Source organism: Amycolatopsis sp. NPDC049159, assembly GCF_040648295.1.
In the GTDB taxonomy this organism is placed as follows: Bacteria; Actinomycetota; Actinomycetes; order Mycobacteriales; family Pseudonocardiaceae; genus Amycolatopsis; species Amycolatopsis pretoriensis_A.
Window position 1 is genome coordinate 75995 of record NZ_JBEZDL010000003.1, and the last position, 17183, is coordinate 93177.

The window sequence follows — 17183 nt, forward strand, 5'->3', positions numbered from 1 at the left end:
GAACGACAAGAGTGTCCGAGTTGAAGGGGAATGTCCGGAACCGACGAAAGTCGCCGGTGGAATCCGTATTTATTTCCCCGCGGGGGCTACGTGCAGTTACCCGTACTGTTACGCCGCGACCTCGGCGGGCGCGGACTTGCGCAGCCAGTAGAGGCCGATGACCGGCAGGACGAGCGGGATGAACAGGTAGCCCTCGCCGTAGACCGACCAGACGGTCGGGTGCCGGAAGGCGGCCGCGTCGACCAGGCTCAGCGTGCCGATGGTCAGCACGCCCAGCAGCTCGATCGAGCAGGCCACGAGGGCCACGCGCCACCAGCCGTCGCCGCGGCGGGCCAGCGCGATCGTCGCGACGATGTAGACGACCGCGGCGAACGCCGAGAGCAGGTACGCGAGCGGGGCTTCGTGGAACTTGGTGCCGATCTGGACGCCGGCCCGCGACGTCGCGGCCAGCGCGAAGATCGCGTACACGGCGACGAGCACGCGTCCGGGGCCGGTGGCCGTCCTACGCCGTTGCTCCACTCCACACCTCGTTCAGTCGCAGCACCATCACCGGGATGGCCAGGCAGGCGATGCCCAGCACCGCCGTGCTCGAGCGGCTCCGCTCGGCCAGCGCCCAGGCGGCGCCGACCGGCAGCACGACCAGGCTGCCGATCAGGTAGGCCAGGTAGGTCGCCAGGCTGCCGGGGCGGTCACCGCCCGCGAGCAGCACGATGCCGACCACCAGCTGGGCGACCAGCAGCAGCTCGAGGACCGCGAGCGCGATCAGGAGCGGGTTGTCCGGCAGCCGGTTGCGCGCGGACTGGAGGAAGCTCCAGAGCGCGACGAGCGCGGCCGCCACGGCGACCGTCACGGCGAATCCGAAGATCACCCGTTCCTCCTTCCGCTCCGCCGGGCGCCAACTTACTCCGTGGTGCCGGCCGGCCCGCCCGCCGAGGTGCCGCGGCGTGGCGCGGGCCACGTCGTGCTCCACTGTGGACGATCCGGTGATCACGCGAATCGCGGCCATCGGGTTATTTGATCACCGCGGCGCCTTGATGGCATTCTGCCAATTCGGCTGCGCATTCCGCCCGGTACTGAGGTAGACCTGGGTGAATGTCGCAAAAAGCTTCGTGTTACGCCACTACGGAGTGGTGGGTTGCCTCGCGAAAATCACCCTCAGTTCCGATACCGGCTGGTAAGCGACCTTTTTGCCTACCTCGGATAGCCCAGTTGAACCCCCGTGTTGGCGGATTGGCCCAGGGCCGTTCGGCATGGGGGAATATTCCTCGTCCCGGGGCCGCGGCGCCCCGGGGGATCGCACGGAGGGGTATCCCGGATGGACCTGCGCTACGAAGCTTATTGCTTCGCCGACCCGTTGTTCTACGACGAACAACCGGAAATCGGCGCGCCGGTCGACGATTTCGCTTCGGCGCTGCCGGCGCCGGCCGGCTGGGTGAGCGCCGAGCGCGGCGTCTGGCGCGCGCTGCACCCCCGGGGGCAGGTTCTTCCCGCTCAGGGCTGGAAAATACACGTCTCCGCGGGTCTGGACAACGCCCGCCGGGTCCTCGAGCAGGTGCACGAGTACTGCCTCGAGCACCGCGTCTCGTACAAGCACCTCCGCTCGATGCTGACCCTGCTCGCCCGGAATTCGAAATACGCGCCGCGGGACGGCAGCGCCAAGCTGGTGACGATTTACCCGGCGGACGACAGGCAGCTCGAACGGGTTCTCGAAGACCTCTCGGCGCGGCTCGAGGGCGAGCACGGTGCCTATGTCCTGAGCGACCTGCGATACGGCGACGGGCCGCTCTACGTGCGTTACGGCGGATTCGCCGAACAGTGGGTCGAACACGACGGCAACCGCGTCCTGGCGATCCGCAAGCCGGACGGCCGGCTCGTCCCCGACAAGCGGGAGCCGACGTTCTCCGTCCCCGATTGGGTGAAAATTCCGGCGTGTTTGCGGAGCAGTATGGCCGCACGCAAGGCCGGCGACCCGGCTCAATTCCACTACCGGGTGACGAGGTCCCTGCACTTCTCGAACGGCGGCGGCGTCTACCTCGCCGAGCCCAAGGCGGGCGGCGAGCAGGTCGTCCTCAAGGAAGCCCGCCCGCACGCCGGCCTCGACAAGGCGGGGACCGACGCCGTCGAACGCCTCCGCCGCGAGCACGACGTCCTCGACCGGCTGGCCGGCGTGCCCGGGGTGCCGCGGGCCGTCGAGCGGTTCACCGTCTGGGAGCACCACTACCTGGCCATGGAGTACATGCCGGGCACCTCGCTGGGCAACTGGCTCGCTCGCAACTACCCGCTGACCAGGCGAGACATCACCGACGCCGACCTCGCCGACTACGCCCGGCGCGCGCTCGACATCGTCGACGGCGTCGAGAAGGCGATCGAGGCCATCCACGCCCGCGGCGTCGTCTTCGGCGACCTGCACCCGCTGAACATCCTGGTCGACGACGACGGCCGGATCTCCCTGATCGACTTCGAACTGGCCTTCGACGTCGAGTCCGGCGACCGCCCGGCACTGGGCGCACCCGGCTTCCGCGCCCCGGCCGACCGCACCGGCTTCGAGATCGACGAGCACGCGATCGCCGCGTTGCGGCTGTGGCTGTTCCTGCCGCTCTCCCAGCTGACGGAACTCGCCCCGCCGAAGCTGCCCGGGATCGCGGAGTTCGTCGAACGCCGGTTCGGCCTCGCCGAGGGGTACGCCGACGCCGCGGTCGCGGTGCTGGCCCCGCGCACCGCCCCCGCGGCGCCGTCGCCGGTCCACACCGAGCTCGACCAGCGGAAACCGGACTGGCCGCTGGTCCGCAAGCAGATCGCCGAGGCGATCCTGGCCAGCGCGACCCCGGCCCGCAAGGACCGGCTCTTTCCCGGCGACATCGAGCAGTTCCGCGTCGGCGGCGCCTGCTTCGGCGTCGGCGCCGCGGGCGTGCTGCACGCCCTCGACGTCATCGGCGCCGGCCGGTTCCCCGAGCACGAGCGCTGGCTGATCGATGCGGTCCGCCGGGACCCGCCGACCCGGCCCGGCTTCTACGACGGCAGCTACGGCATCGCGTACGTGCTGGAGAACTTCGGTCACCGCGAGGAGGCGACCAGGCTCCTGGCGTCGTCCGCGCGGCTGGTCGAGCAGACGACCGACCACGCCCTCGAAAGCGGCCTCGCCGGCATCGGGCTCGCGATGCTGCACTTTGCGGCGGTCCGCCAGGACAACGAGTTCGGCCGCCAGGCGCTGACCACGGCCGTCCGGCTGGCCGAGGCGCTGGAGACGGCGGCGGCGCCGGGGAACTTCGCGCGCGCCGGCCTGCTGTCCGGCTGGTCCGGGCCCGCGCTGCTGTTCATCCGCCTCTTCGAGCGCACCGGCGAGCCGGCCTGGCTGTCCTTCGCCGACCAGGCGCTGACGCGCGACCTCGAGGAGTGCGTCGAGACCGACGACGGCTCACTGCAGGTCCGCGACGGCGCGGCCCGCACACTGCCGTACGCGGGCATCGGCAGCGCCGGCATCCTCCTGGTCGCCGAACAGCTGGCCCGGCACCGCCCGGACGCCGAAGCCTGCGAGAGCCTCCCCTCCCTGCGCGAATCGTGCCGCGGCGAGTTCGTCATCCACCCGGGCCTGCTCTACGGCCGGTGCGGGCTGGCGGTCGCGCTGGGCATGGACCCGGACCCGTCGATGGCGATCCGCGCGGCGATCGACCTGCACCTGGCGCGCCTGGCCTGGTACGCGGTCCCGTTCAAGGGCGGCCTCGCGTTCCCCGGCAACCAGCTGCTGCGCCTGTCGATGGACGTCAAGACCGGCGGCGCGGGAATCCTCCTCGCGCTCGCCGCCCTCCTGGACGGCAAGGAGGTGCTGCCCCTCCTGGGCGGCACGCCGTCCCCCCAGACCTCCGGTCGCTGACCGGCGGACCCCGAAGGAACACCGAAGGAAGGAACATCGATGGAACTCGTTCTGGAGCTGCAGGCCATGGAGACCCCCGAGGTGCTCGACGGCGGCCACGGCGGTCACGGCGGCGGCACGTCGAACCTGAGCCTGCTCGCGGCGTGCGCCCACAGCACGCTCAGCCTGCTGACCTGCTACTGATCTCGGCTGACCTCCTGCTGATCGGGCGGTTCGCCGGCGAGTAGTGCCGAGGTGAACGGTGCGGGAGCGGCACAGGCCAAGTGCGCCGCTCCCGCACGTTCATTGTGGCTCCGGTTCCGCCACGGCGGTACCTGTCCGAAGGAGTGAGATGCGCGGCCCCGCCGATCGGCTGCTGCTCAAGGTGGCCGGCCTCGACCGCCTCCGCCTGGCGGCCGTCGTGGTCACCGCGCTGGTCGCGACCGCGGCGGGCCTGCTTTTGCCCGGCGCACTCGCGGCGGCGGTGGACGCCGTGCTCGCCGGCCGCCCTTCCGGCCCCGAGGTCTTCTGGCTGTTGGTGGTCGGCGGAGCGGAGATCGCCGCCGACGTCGTGGGCGGAATCCTGACGACCCGCCTGACCGCGACGGCCTCCGCCTGGCTGCGCCGCACCCTCTCCGACAAGCTGTTCGCACTGGGCGCCCGAACCCGCTTCGCGGAGGGCGACGCGATCAGCCGCCTCACGGGAGATTGCACGGGAGCGGGCGGCATCGTCACGATCGTCGTCCAGTGCGGCTCGATGCTGGTCATCTCGTCGGGCGCCGTCGTTCTGCTCGCCCTGCTGGACTGGCGGCTGGCGCTGGTCTTCCTCGGCAGCATCCCGTTCGCGCTGGTGCTCGCCCGCAGCCACCTCCGCCGCACGGCCGACGACGTCTTGACGTATCAGCAGGTTTCCGGCGAGCTCGCGGCCCGGATGGTCGACGCGGTCGCCGGCCTCAGAACGATCGCCGCGTCCGGCACGGCCGATCGTGAGGCCTCGCGAGTCCTGCGCCCGCTGCCGAAGCTGACGCTCGCCGGCCAGGGCCTGTGGCGCACCCAGGCCCGGATGGTCTGGCGCGCCGGCCTGCTGACCCCGGCGGTCGAGCTTTCGGTGCTGGCCGCCGCCGGCTTCGGGGTGCTGGAAGGCCGGTTGAGCGTCGGCGACGTCGTGGCCACGCTCGGCTACGTCGCCCTAGCCCTCGGCCTGGTCACCCAGATCCCCCTGCTCACGATGCTGTCCCGGGCGCGCGGCTGCGCCGAACGGCTCGTCGAGGTCCTCGAGGAGCCCGAACCCGCACCCGGCAAGCTCCCCCTCCTCCCCGGCGACGGCACGGTGCAGCTCCGCCACGTCGGGGTCACGGGCGCCCTGGCGGAGATCGACCTGCACATCGACGGCGGCACGTACCTCGCAGTCGTCGGCCGCTCGGGCTCGGGCAAGTCGGTGCTGGCCGAGGTGCTCGGCGGCCTGATCACGCCGGACGAGGGCCAAGTCGTCCTCGACGGCCGCCCGCTCGAGCGCATCCGCCCGGAGGAGCTGCGCGCCGTCATCGGCTACGCCTTCGAACGCCCCACCCTGCTCGGCACGACGGTCGCGGACGCGGTCGGCTACGGCTCGTGGGCCGGCGAGTCCGCGATCCGCAGCGCCTGCCGGACAGCGCAGGTCGACGAGGTGGTCGTCCGGCTCCCCGAGGGCTACCGGACACCCCTGACCGAGACACCCCTGTCCGGCGGCGAGGCCCAGCGGCTCGGGCTCGCGCGGGCGATCGTCCATCACCCGCGCGTCCTGATCTTCGACGACGCCACCGCCAGCCTCGACACGGTCACGGAGGCAGCGGTCGAGCGCGCCTTGGCCGACGCGCTGCCGGGACGCACGCGCGTCGTCGTGACCCATCGAGCCGGCACAGCTGCCCGCGCCGACCTGGTGGTCTGGCTGGAGGAGGGCCGCATCCGCGCGGTCGCCCCGCACGCCGCCCTGTGGCGAGAGCCGGGTTATCGCGGCGTCTTCACGGAGGACGACGAGTGAGCCTGCGCCGGTTGTACTGGTCCGCCCTCGCCGCGCAATGGCGCGGCGGTGTGGTGCTGCTGGTGTGTTCGCTGCTGGAAGGCATCCCGGCGTTCTTTTCGGGCCGGCTGGTCGAGCTGTCCGTGGACCGCGGTTTCGCAGCCGGCGCCCCGGCCGCCGGCCTCGGCTGGCTGGCGTTGTTCGGCGTGGCCGCCGTGCTCGGCGCGTTCGGCGCCCGGATGGTCTGGCACCAGCTCGGCACGGTCATCGAACCCCTCCGCGACGCTCTCGTGACGGCGGTCGTCCGCGGCGTTCTGCACGACGACTCCCCACCGCGCAACCGACCTGACTCCAGCGGCGTCGCGCGGATCACCCAACACGTCGAGGTCGTCCGCGACGCAACCGCCGGCCTGCTCGTCCAGGCCCGCGGCATGCTGGTGACGACGGCGTCCGCCCTCGCCGGCCTCGCGACCGTCGCCGGGGCGCTCGTGCTGCCGGTCGCGGTCCCGGCGGTGTGCGCGCTGGTCGTCTTCGCCTGCCTCCTGCCATCGCTGGCTCGCCGCCAGCGCGCGCTGGCACTGGCCGACGAGCACACGGCAGCAACGGCCGGCGCCTCGCTGTCCGGCATGCGCGACATCGTGGCTTGCGGCGCGCAGCCGATCGCCGCGCTGGCGATGTACGACGCGGTCGACGCCCAAGCCCGAGCCGCAATCCGCGTGGCGCGCTCGAGCGCCCTCCGAGCTCTGGTGATCTCGCTCGGCGGCTTTGTTCCGCTGCTCCTCGCGCTCGCCCTGGCCCCGGGCCTGGTCGTCAGCGGCGAGCTGACCGCGGGCGCGGCTTTGGGCGCGCTCGTCTACCTGGCCACGACGATGCAACCGGCCCTGCGCGGCCTGGCGGCCACGGCCGGCACCGTAGTCCTGCGCCTGCTCGTGGCCCTTCGCCGGTTGGCGGAGACTGCCGAATTGCCCGACGTCGTCGACGGCACGGCGACCCCGCGCGGAACCGACGTCCAGGTGCGCGGCCTGACGTTCAGCTGGGGTGCGTCGGCCGAACCCGTGGTCCGTGACCTGGGCCTGGGGCTGCGGCCGGGGGAGCACCTCGCCGTCGTCGGGCCGAGTGGCATCGGCAAGTCGACATTGGCCGGCTTGCTCACCGGGATGCTCGCGCCGCAGGAAGGCCGGGTGCTGCTGGGTGGCGTCCCGGTCCGGGACGTGCCCACGGCCGTGCGGCACGAACTGGTGGCGCTGATCCCGCAGGAGGCGTACGTCTTCGCGGGAACGGTGCGGGACAACGTGAGCCTGTTTGCCCCATCGGCTTCGGACGACGAGCTGTCGTCCGCCGCGGACGCGGTGGGCGCGGGCGCGCTACTGCGGCGCTTGGGCGGCCTCGACGCCGAGATCGGTCACGGCGGCGAAGGCGTCTCCGCGGGCGAAGCGCAGCTGCTCGCGTTGGCCAGGGTGTACGCCAGTGCGGCGCAGTTGGTGATCCTCGATGAAGCCACCTCCCATCTCGACCCGGTGGCGGAAGCCCGCGCGGAGCGGGCCTTCGCCGCGCGGGGTGGTGTTCTGGTGGTGATCGCGCACCGGCTTTCTTCGGCTCTGCGCGCGGATCGCGTGCTCGTCGTGGACGGGCGCGAGACCGCGGTGGGCAGCCACGCCGAGCTGGTGGCCACGTCGGCCAGGTACGCGGAGCTCATGCAGGCCTGGGCGACACCGGTGCCCGACCATGCGGCCACCGGTGCCCGCCCGCCTGCTGGTGCAGGTGGCGAACCGGTGGATGCCTCGACCGGTTCGCCTGGGGGCGGTGGTGTGACCGTTGGCGGGGCGCCTACCGGCAACGGTCACACCACACTGAGTCCCATCGTGGACGGTGGATCCGATCCCGCCGGCGGGGCGCCTGCCGGCGGCGGTTCCGCGGCCACCGTGGGCCGTCAGCCGGACACGATTCCCGGTGCCACCGGATCGACGCCTAGGTCGCCATCCGTGTCGCGAGCCGCACGTGTCAACTGAGGGCTTGTCCACTGTGGACTGATCTCATGTGCTTTCTCAGATTATCGCCGTCGGGAGGCTGGGCAAGCCCCTGTGGGAAATCTGTGGACAACTCGCCGATGCTCGAGCTGCCTGTGGACAACTCGGGCTGATTCGCCGGTTCTGTCGGTGCCGTCGGGCATGATCGGAAATGCCAAGAGAACACAGCCCGGAGCGGCACCGACAGAGAACCGGCAGAGAGAGGAGTGGCCAGCGTGCGGTGCGTGTCAGCCGGGTTGCAGTGCTTCCAGCGCCTCACGCAGCTTGCCCGCGAGCGGTGTCGGCCGGCGCGACTCGCGGTCCACGAAGACGTGCACGAAATGGCCTTCCGCGACCAGGGTCTCGTCGGCGGCGTACATGCCGATCTCGTAGCGGACGCTGGACTTCCCGAGGTGCGCCACCCGCAAACCCACCCGCAGCGAACCAGGAAAGGAAACCGATGAGTGATAGCCGCAGTGCGACTCGACGCACAGGCCGATCACCTTCCCGGTCTCGATGTCGAGGCCGCCCTGCTCGATCAGCCAGGTGTTGATCACGGTGTCCATCAGGGAGTAGTGGACGACGTTGTTGACGTGTCCGTAGACGTCGTTGTCCTTCCAGCGCAGCGGAACCGTCTGCCAGTGGGGGTACCCGTTCACCACAGGGACACCGACTCGCGCAGGATGTTCGACAGGTCTTCCGCTGAGGCCTCGCGGGGTGCGGTGGCCAGCAGCCGTTGCTGCTTCAGCGTTCCCTCTACCAGCGAGTCCACATCGGACTCCTCGTAGCCGACCGCGCCGATGCCGTCCGGGATGCCGATCTGGCGCATCAGATCGATCAGCACTGCGGGCAGGTGGTCGGCGAAGTCGCCGGGCCACTCGAAGTCGGGTGCCAGCAGGCGCGCGACGCGCAGGTGGCGGTCCGGGGCCGCGTCGAAGGTGAAGCGGAACGCCGCGGGCGCTGTGAGGGACACGGCCATGCCGTGGGGCACCATGGGTTCTTCGCCTGGATAGCCGTCCGGGTGGAAGTTCCTGACCTGGCCGGCGATCGGGTACGCGTTGGCGTGGGGGATGTGCACGCCGGCGTTGCCGAAGCCGAGTCCGGCGAATGTTGCGGCCAGGGCCATGGCTTCGCGGGCCTTGAGGTCGGAACCGTCGCGGACCGCAGCCGGGAGGGCCCAGGACAGCAGCCGGAGGGACTGCTCGGCGAACATGTCGGCCAGCGGGTTCGCCCCGCAGTACGGCACCCGCTGTTCCGGGCGCTTGCGCTCGAACTCGGTGTACGGCTTCGCGGTGTAGCTCTCCGCGGCGTGGCAGAGGATGTCCATGCCGCTGGCAGCGGTCACTCCCGCGGGCTGGCTGACCGTCAGGCGCGGGTCGACGACGGCGAGGGTGGGGCGCAGCCGCAGGTGGCTGATCCCGCTCTTGACGCGCAGGGACAGCACGTCGAGGACGCAGACCGTGGTGCTCTCGGAGCCCGTGCCGGTCGTGGTCGGTACCGCGACCAGGGGCTTCAGCGGGCGTTCCGGTTCGCGGCCGCCGCCGACGGGGGCGTTGACGTAGTCCATCAGGTCGCCGTCGTTGCTGGTGAGCAGGTTCGCCGCTTTGGCGGTGTCGATCGCGGATCCGCCACCTACGGCGACGAAGGCGTCGTACGGGCCGGTTCCGCGGGCGAAGTCAACCGCCTTCTGCATGCTGACATCGGTGGGCTCGACGTGTACGCCGTCGAAGATCTCGGTCTCGATGCCGTAGCCGGCGATGCCGTCGGCGATGCGGCGGGGCCAGCCGGTCGCGGCGACTTGCGGGTCGGTCAGGACGAGCACGCGGTGGGCGCCGTACTGCGTCAGGTCGTAGCCGATCTCGTCGCTGGCGCCGGTTCCGTACTTCAACGCCGGTGCGCCATAGGTAAAAACGGTTTCATGTTCGGTTGCGGCCAAGACTGCGGTCCTCGCTCCCTTGATCGGCTGACAGTCGGTCAAAGCGGACATTCGGCCTATCCTTGCCGGGTTTCGGCGAAGATCACTTGACTGCACTGAACGGTGCCCGCCTAAGCTCTCCTCATTAGATACCAACTGGGAGCGACCGTCGCCCAGACGGCCGTGCGGATCCTGACCGAGGCGCGTGTCCGCCGCGTTTACGCGGTGGTCGGTGAGTCCTTCCTGGAACTGCTCGACGCGCTGCAACGCGAGCGGGAGATCACGCTGGTCTCGGCCCGCCACGACGCGGGTGCGGCGTTCATGGCGGAGGCCGAAGGCAAGCTCACCGAGCGTCCCGCCGTGCTGCTCGCCAGCCGGGGGCCGAGTGCGGCGAGCCTGGCGATCGGCGTCCAAACGGCGTACCAGGACGAGACCCCGATGGTCGTGCTGCTGGAGACGCCGTCGACCGAACCGGTGCCGTCGTCGTCGGGGGAACTCCCGACGTCCGACCTGACGGCGATGTTCGAGTCGATCGCCAAGTCGACGTTGCGGGTCACCGACCCGGACAGCCTGCCTAGCCTGCTCGCGCACGCGCTGACGACGTCGCAGGAGGGACGGCCGGGGCCGGTCGTGCTAGGTGTGCCCTGTGACGTCTGGGGGATGCCCTACGACGCGGCGAAGCCGATGGCGCGGGTGCGGCCGCCGGCGTCCGGGACGCTGGGCCGTTCGGCGGATGCCGTCGCGCAACTGGTGGACGAGGCCAAGTACCCCGTCGTCATCGTCGGCGGGCGGGCGCGGTCGGCGCGGGACGAGCTGATCGCCGTGGCCGACGAGCTCGCGCTGCCCGTCTACAACGCCTTCCGGCGGCAGGACGCCTTCCCCGAAAACCACGCCCGCTACGCCGGACACCTCGGGCTCGGCATCCCGGCCCGGCAGCTGGACGCGCTCGAGCGGGCCGACCTCGTGGTCGCGCTCGGCACCCAGCTCGACGAGGTGACCACGCAGGCGTACCGCTACCCGACGCCGCAGCAGACGCTGGTCATGGTCGGGACCGGCATCGATGTCAGCCCGAAGCGGCGAGGGCTCACGTTCCGCGTCGACTCGGAGGTCGAGCCGTTCCTGCGGGAGCTGCGGGCGGTGGCGTCGCCGCGGACGCGGCGGGCTTCGGCGGCGAACGCGGCCGTGCACACGTTCATGACCCCGCCCGACACCAGCGGGAACACGCGGGTGCACCCGGTGGACGTCGTCCGGGCGTTGCGGAAGCTGGCGCCCGAGGACACCATCGTGACCAGCGATGCCGGCAACTTCGCGCAGTTCATGCACCGCTACTGGTGCTTCACCGCGCCGCGCAGCCAGCTCGGGCCGAGCAACGCCGCGATGGGCTACGCCGTGCCGGCCGCCGTGGCGGCGAAGCTCACCGAGCCGCGGCGGACCGTCGTGGCCATGGTGGGGGACGCCGGGACGCTGATGACCGGGCAGGAGATCGAAACCGCCGTGCGGTACCGGGCGCCGGTAATGGTCGTCGTCTTCCAGAACGGCGTTCACGGCGCGCTCGCCATGCACCAGGCGCGGATGCACGGGCGGCTGTCCGGGGTGTCGATCCCGCTGACCGACTTCGCCTCTTGGGCGCGTGGACTGGGCGCGGCGGGGTACACCGTGGACGATCGGGAAGAGCTCGAACCGATCATCGCCAGCGCGCTGGTGCGGCAGCGGCCGTGTGTCATCGACGTGCGGACGGACCCCGATGTGGTGACTCCGGACGTGCGGCTTTCGTCGTTGCTGGGGCAGGCTCGTCCGCAACCTCCCGCCCAGTAACGGTTTCACTCGGTTTCATTACGGGAAACGCCGGGAAAGTTGTGTGGTAGCACGACGAAGGCTCAGGTAGCCTGACGGTGTTCCGGTGGTGGTTCGCCGCTGAACCTTCCCGGCCGGGTCCCGGCGGGAGACAACCGGTTTCTGTCGGTGCCGCACGGCACCATCACGGTCATGACCCGCGCCGAAGCGGGCAGGGAACGAGGGGAGTTTCGACGTGACCGATCACCAGCACGCATCCGAAGCAGCGCGGAAGTCCTCGGGCGTCGTACCGGTGCTGTTCAGCGCCTCCGCCGAGGCCCACGACGACGCCGTGGTCGCGGGTGAGCACGACACGGCCTGGCGTTCGCCATTCACCACGGAGGGGCTGCGCCCGGCGAGTGGCGAATAGCTCACCTCTCCCGGGTGAAGACCGCTTGTCCGCCCACGTCGAGGTGTGCTTTACTGCTGAAGGTCTCGATTTTTGTGTTCGTGTTGAGTCACGCTCGCAGAACTCAGCGGGCGTAGTGTCTCCTCGCCGAGGAAGCAAACCGTCCGGGTGATGACCCGGGGCGCCGAAGTGGCTTCCTGTTTTTTGGTGTTACACATGGAGATTTTTGATGACTCAGGGCACTGTGAAGTGGTTCAACTCCGAGAAGGGGTTCGGCTTCATCACCCCCGACAACGGTGGCGGCGACGTCTTCGTTCACTACAGCGAGATCCAGGGTAACGGCTTCAAGAGCCTGGAAGAGAACGCTCGCGTCGAGTTCGAGATCGGCCAGGGCCAGAAGGGCCCGCAGGCCACGTCGGTCACCGTGATCTGACTTTGATCTTGGGGAAGGGCCGTCACCCGTTCGGGGTGGCGGCCCTTTTCGTAAGCTGCGCACCATGATCGAGCACGGCTACACCGTCTCCGGCATGAGCTGCGGCCACTGCGCGCAGTCGGTCACCGAAGAACTCACCGGCCTGCCCGGAGTGACCGAAGTGGACGTAGACGTCTCCAGCGGCCGCGTCATCGTGCGCGCTGAAGCCGCGCTGGCCGAAGCCGACGTCCGGGGTGCGGTCGACGAGGCCGGCTACACCTACCAGGGCGTCGTCAGCCTCGTCGGGTAGCGCCCCGCGCACGGTGGGATTTCTCCAGGGTGGACTGTCCACTGGAGATCATCGAGGCGCCCGGGTGTCGTTCGACGCCTCCAGGCCACCGCTCGGCACTGCAACGCCCTGCAACCCTTCCTTCCGCGCCGTCCGCGGAGTCTGCTGTTCTCCGGTGAAGTGTCTGGAGGTCAGGTGGGCGAAACGGTGGCGGGGATCGTCGCGAATCCGGCTTCGGGGCGGGACATCCGCCGGCTGGTCGCGCAAGCTTCGGTGTTCCCCACCGCGGAGAAGGCGAACATGGTCCAGCGGCTGCTGGCGGCGTTCGCCGCGACCGGGCTCGACCGCGCCCTCGTCTCGACCGATCTCGGCGGGATCTCCGCCGCGGTCCTGCGGGCGCTCGGCCGGGGCGGGAACAGGGGCGGGACCCGGAACGGGGCCTGGCCCGAGGTCGACTTTTGCGAAGACGACCCGCTCACCGGCACCGCGGCCGACACGACCAACGCCGTGCGGCGGATGGTCGAAGCCGGGGCCGGGGTCATCGTCGTCCTCGGCGGGGACGGGACCGCCCGGGTTGCCGCCGCGGCCTGCGAAGACGTGCCGATCCTCGCGCTCTCGACCGGGACCAACAACGCGTTCCCGCAGATGCGGGAAGCGACCGTCGCCGGCCTGGCCGCCGGGCTGATCGCAACCGGGCAGATCGATCCCGACCTCGTCACGCACCGGGTCAGCGTGCTGGAGGTCGTCACGAAGGCACGGCGCGAGATCGCGCTCGTCGACGTCTGCGTGTCGCTGAGCAAGCACATCGGAGCGCGGGCGCTGTGGGACCCGTCGACGCTCACCGAGCTGTACTGCACCTTCGCCGAGCCGGACGGCATCGGCCTCTCGAGCATTGCCGGGCAGCTCTGTCCCAGCCCGCGGTCCAGCCCGGACGGCGTCGCGCTGCAGCTCGGGCCGGTCGGGGAGACGCCGTACATCGTGCAGGCGCCGATCGCGCCCGGGCTCGTACGGCCCGTCGGGGTGCGCGGGTGGGGCGTCCTGCGGCCCGGCGTGCGCGTGGAACTGGCCGCGGCCGGCGGTGTCATCGCGCTCGACGGCGAGCGTGAACTCGAACTGAAGAACGGCGAGAGCGCGTTCGTCGAGCTCAAGCCGGACGGGCCGTGGTGCGTCGACGTCCGGGCGGCGATGGCGGAAGCGGCGCGGAAAGGGTTGTTGCGCGCGGAGACCGAGCCGGGGAAGGAGCGTCGAAGATGACGGACACCCTGCGGGAGGCCTACCGCGTGATGCGCACCATCCGGACCTTCGAGGAGCGGGTGCACGAGGAGTTCGCGACCGGCGAAATCCCCGGCCTCGTGCCCGGTTGCGCCGGTGACGAGGCCTCGGCCGCCGGGGTCTGCCTCCACCTCGACGACCGGGACGCGGTCACCGGCACCCACCGCGGGTACGGCCACTGCATCGCCAAGGGCGTCGACGTCCACGCCATGATGGCCGAGATCTACGGCCGCACGACCGGGACCTGCCACGGCAAGGGCGGCTCGAGGCACATCGCCGACCTGGCCAAGGGCCTGCTCGGCGCGAACGGCGTCGTCGGCGGTGGCCCGCAGCTCATCTGCGGCACCGCGCTCGCCGCGAAACAGCAGAACACCGGCGGCGTCGGCGTCGCGTTCTTCGGCGACGGTGCCGGCAACCGGGGGACGACGCTGGAGGCGCTGAACCTCGCGTCCGCCTGGAACCTCCCCGCGATCTTCGTCGCGGAGCACGACGGTTACGCCGAAGCGACGTCGAGCGCCTGGTCCGTCGCGTCGGACAACATCGCCGACCGGGCCGCCGGGTTCGGCGTGCCGGGGGTGATCGTCGACGGGCTCGACTTCTTCGCCGTCCACGAAGCCGCGGGTGAGGCCGTCGAGCGCGCCCGCGAGGGCGGCGGCCCGACGCTGATCGAGGTCAAGTTCACCGGGCCGAACCCGGGCGCGGGCCTCGACTGCCTCGAGCGGTTCCGCGCCGCCGTCACCGACCGCGGTGAGCTGGGCGAACCGGTCCTCGACGCCATCGACGCCGCGGTCGCGAAGCTCATCGAGGACGCCGTCGCCGCGGCCAGGTCCGCACCGAAACCCACCCGGGAAGACCTCGAAACCGACGTCTACGTCTCGTACTGAAGGAGCCCTCGTGCGCACGATCAGCTACCGCGAGGCGATCGACGAGGCGCTCGCGCAGGAGATGGCCCGGGACGAGTCGGTGATCGTGCTGGGCCAAGGCGGCGCGGACGACGCCTGGGGCGGGGCCCGCGGCGGCACGGCCGACCTGGCCCGCAGGTTCCCCGGCCGGGTGCTCGACACGCCGAGCTCCGAGTCGGCGTTCGTGGGCGCGGCGATCGGCGCCGCGACGCGCGGGCAGCGGCCGGTCGCGGAACTCGTGTTCATCGACTTCACCGGCGTCTGCTTCGACCAGATCTCCAACCAGGCCGCCAAGTTCCGCTACATGTTCGGCGGCGCCGCCCGCACGCCGGTCGTCATCCGCACGGTGTACGGCGCCGGACTGCGGGCCGGCGCGCAGCATTCGCAGTGCCTGTACCCGATCTTCACGCACATCCCCGGGCTGAAGGTCGTCGTGCCGTCGAGCCCGTACGAGGCGAAGGGCCTGCTGGTCCAGTCGATCCGGGACGACGACCCGGTGGTCTTCTGCGAGCACAAGGCGCTCCACGACACCAGCGGCGACGTCCCGGAGGCGAGCTACACGATCCCGTTCGGCGAGGCGAACGTCGTCCGCGACGGCGGCGACGTCACGATCGTCGCGATCGGCCGCATGGTCGCCATGGCCGAAGGGGCGGCGAAGGAGCTCGCAGCCTCCGGGATCGAAGCCGAGGTCATCGACCCGCGCACGACCAGCCCGCTCGACACCCGGACGATCCTGACGAGCGTCGAGAAGACCGGACGGCTGGTCGTCGTCGACGAGGCGTCGCCGCGGTGCAACCTCGCCACGGACATCTCGGCGCTCGTCGCGAAGGAGGCGTTCGGCTCGCTGCGGGCGCCGATCGAGATGGTGACGCCGCCGCACACGCCCGTGCCGTTCTCCGACGCGCTCGAGGACCTCTACATCCCGGACGCGCAGAAGGTCCTCAACGCGGCGAAGGCCGTCGTCGGGTACCGGCGCTGAGCCGGGCGCGCTGGGAGCTCCGGGCCCGAAAAGGCGAGATTGTCGCCACCTTCCGATCACCGGATCGAAAAGGCAGACTGAGGAGGCAGAGCGCAAGGAGTGGCGGTTGGGTCAGCGAGACCTCGAGGCAGCGTTGCCGGCCGGGGCGGACCCCCGGCGGCACGCGCGTGTCCTCTCGCAGGTGCACGAGGCGGCCCTGGCCGGAAAAGCCCTGCCCAGCCGCCCGCGCGCGGTCATCGGCGCGTCCTGGCAGCGGATGCGCCGGCTCGGCGTCGACCCGGACGGCCGCGCTCCCGCGCCCGTCCTGACCGCCGGACAGCTCGAAACCCGGCGCCGCGCGAGCGGGCTGGCCGAAGCGCTGCCGACCCTGCGCGGCGGCCTGCTCACCCTCGCCGAACAGGCCGCGCACATCATGGTGATCGTCGACGCGGTCGGCACGGTGCTCTGGCGTGACGGCAGCGCCGCGGTCCGCCGCCACGCCGACGCGCTCGGGTTCGTCGAAGGCGCCGACTGGCAGGAAGAATCCGTCGGCACCAACGCCATCGGCACCGCGCTGGTCGCGCGCCGCCCGGTGCAGGTCTACTCCGCCGAGCACTACGTCCGCGCCCAGCACTCCTGGACGTGCGCCGCCGCGCCGCTGCACGACCCGCGCGACGGCAAGCTGCTCGGCATCGTCGACCTCTCCGGCCCGGCCTCGACCGTCCACGCCACGACGTTGGCGCTGGTGGACGCCGTGACGCGGCTCGCGCAGGCGCAGCTGCGCACCACCCACCTCACCGAGCTGGAACGGCTTCGCGGCTTCGCCGTCCCGGTGCTCGGCAAGGTCGGCGGCCCGGCCGTCGTGGCCGACGAGCACGGCTGGGTCGCCGCGGCCGCCGGCCTCGCACCGGTCGACCGGATCGCGTTGCCCGCCGGCCTCAAGCCCGGCCGCGTCTGGCTGCCCGCGTACGGCAACTGCGTCGTCGAGCCGGTGCCCGGCGGCTGGCTGATCCGCCCGGCCGACGACGAGGCCGCGCCGCCCACGCGGGTCGTGCTCGACGTCCGGTCGCCGCGCGAGCCCGAGCTGACCGTGGCCGGCGCGGCCGGCACCTGGACGCACCGGCTCAGCCCGCGCCACGCCGAGATGCTGTACGTGCTGGCCAGCCACCGCGACGGCCGGTCGGCCTCCGAGCTGTCGGCCGACCTCTTCGGCGACGCCGGCCGCACGGTCACCGTCCGCGCCGAGATGTCCCGGCTGCGACGCCACTTCGGCGGCATCCTCGGTGCGAAGCCCTACCGCTTCGCCGACGACGTCGAGGTGCTGGTCCAGCGTCCGCCCAGCCCCGAAGCCGTGCTCCCGCACTCCCTGGCCCCGGCGATCCGCGGCTGACCCGGGAA

16 protein-coding genes are annotated in these 17183 nt (G+C 71.3%); 12 read left to right on the plus strand and 4 right to left on the minus strand.

Annotated elements, in window-relative coordinates:
• Window positions 1-108: 108 nt before the first annotated feature.
• On the minus strand, window positions 109-480 hold the full coding sequence (locus AB0B33_RS06455) for a hypothetical protein (RefSeq protein WP_360768603.1): 372 nt from the start codon (window positions 478-480) through the stop codon (window positions 109-111).
• A gap of 22 nt (window positions 481-502) precedes the next feature.
• Complete coding sequence (locus AB0B33_RS06460; protein WP_360768605.1) at window positions 503-868, minus strand: hypothetical protein; 366 nt, start codon at window positions 866-868, stop codon at window positions 503-505.
• 447 nt (window positions 869-1315) lie between these two features.
• On the opposite strand from AB0B33_RS06460, the gene lanKC reads away from it, so the two are divergent.
• The 4 genes from lanKC (at window position 1316) to AB0B33_RS06480 (ending at window position 7858) form a co-directional block, all read left to right on the plus strand.
• A complete protein-coding gene (gene lanKC, locus AB0B33_RS06465; RefSeq protein WP_360767669.1) occupies window positions 1316-3871 on the plus strand; it encodes a class III lanthionine synthetase LanKC in 2556 nt (851 codons plus the stop codon).
• Window positions 3872-3910: 39 nt separating this feature from the next.
• Window positions 3911-4054, plus strand: coding sequence for a SapB/AmfS family lanthipeptide (locus AB0B33_RS06470; RefSeq protein WP_360767672.1), 144 nt, complete (start codon window positions 3911-3913; stop codon window positions 4052-4054).
• Between the two features lie 148 nt (window positions 4055-4202).
• Window positions 4203-5870 (plus strand): ABC transporter ATP-binding protein, encoded by a 1668-nt coding sequence (locus AB0B33_RS06475; RefSeq protein WP_360767675.1) that lies wholly within the window; start codon window positions 4203-4205, stop codon window positions 5868-5870.
• Window positions 5867-7858, plus strand: a complete 1992-nt coding sequence (locus AB0B33_RS06480; protein ID WP_360767678.1) for an ABC transporter ATP-binding protein — start codon at window positions 5867-5869, stop codon at window positions 7856-7858. Before AB0B33_RS06475 ends, AB0B33_RS06480 begins: the two co-directional genes overlap by 4 nt.
• Before the next feature lie 245 nt (window positions 7859-8103).
• On the opposite strand, the gene AB0B33_RS06485 is transcribed toward AB0B33_RS06480, so the two are convergent.
• Entirely contained in the window at window positions 8104-8517 is a 414-nt protein-coding gene (locus AB0B33_RS06485; protein ID WP_360767681.1) for a thioesterase family protein, read from the minus strand.
• Window positions 8511-9791 (minus strand): hydroxyacid-oxoacid transhydrogenase, encoded by a 1281-nt coding sequence (locus AB0B33_RS06490; RefSeq protein ID WP_360767684.1) that lies wholly within the window; start codon window positions 9789-9791, stop codon window positions 8511-8513. The genes AB0B33_RS06485 and AB0B33_RS06490 overlap by 7 nt, the downstream gene beginning before the upstream one ends.
• 135 nt (window positions 9792-9926) lie before the next feature.
• Between AB0B33_RS06490 and AB0B33_RS06495 the strand changes: the two genes are divergently transcribed.
• From AB0B33_RS06495 to AB0B33_RS06530, 8 genes are all read left to right on the plus strand, one after another.
• Entirely contained in the window at window positions 9927-11585 is a 1659-nt protein-coding gene (locus tag AB0B33_RS06495) for a thiamine pyrophosphate-dependent enzyme (protein WP_281506342.1), read from the plus strand.
• 214 nt (window positions 11586-11799) lie between these two features.
• The gene (locus tag AB0B33_RS06500; RefSeq protein WP_285987810.1) at window positions 11800-11973 is read left to right on the plus strand and encodes a hypothetical protein; all 174 of its coding nucleotides are present in this window, start codon (window positions 11800-11802) and stop codon (window positions 11971-11973) included.
• Window positions 11974-12181: 208 nt separating this feature from the next.
• Window positions 12182-12385, plus strand: coding sequence for a cold-shock protein (locus AB0B33_RS06505; RefSeq protein ID WP_013222289.1), 204 nt, complete (start codon window positions 12182-12184; stop codon window positions 12383-12385).
• A gap of 64 nt (window positions 12386-12449) precedes the next feature.
• Window positions 12450-12674 (plus strand): heavy-metal-associated domain-containing protein, encoded by a 225-nt coding sequence (locus tag AB0B33_RS06510; protein WP_360767687.1) that lies wholly within the window; start codon window positions 12450-12452, stop codon window positions 12672-12674.
• Between the two features lie 174 nt (window positions 12675-12848).
• Window positions 12849-13907, plus strand: a complete 1059-nt coding sequence (locus AB0B33_RS06515) for an NAD(+)/NADH kinase (protein ID WP_360767690.1) — start codon at window positions 12849-12851, stop codon at window positions 13905-13907.
• Window positions 13904-14809 carry a thiamine pyrophosphate-dependent dehydrogenase E1 component subunit alpha gene (locus tag AB0B33_RS06520; protein WP_360767693.1) on the plus strand — a complete coding sequence of 302 codons (906 nt, stop codon included), beginning with the start codon at window positions 13904-13906 and terminating at the stop codon, window positions 14807-14809. The genes AB0B33_RS06515 and AB0B33_RS06520 overlap by 4 nt, the downstream gene beginning before the upstream one ends.
• A gap of 10 nt (window positions 14810-14819) precedes the next feature.
• Window positions 14820-15806, plus strand: coding sequence for an alpha-ketoacid dehydrogenase subunit beta (locus AB0B33_RS06525; protein ID WP_360767697.1), 987 nt, complete (start codon window positions 14820-14822; stop codon window positions 15804-15806).
• 106 nt (window positions 15807-15912) lie between these two features.
• Window positions 15913-17175, plus strand: coding sequence for a GAF domain-containing protein (locus AB0B33_RS06530; RefSeq protein WP_360767699.1), 1263 nt, complete (start codon window positions 15913-15915; stop codon window positions 17173-17175).
• The last annotated feature ends 8 nt before the right edge of the window (window positions 17176-17183 follow it).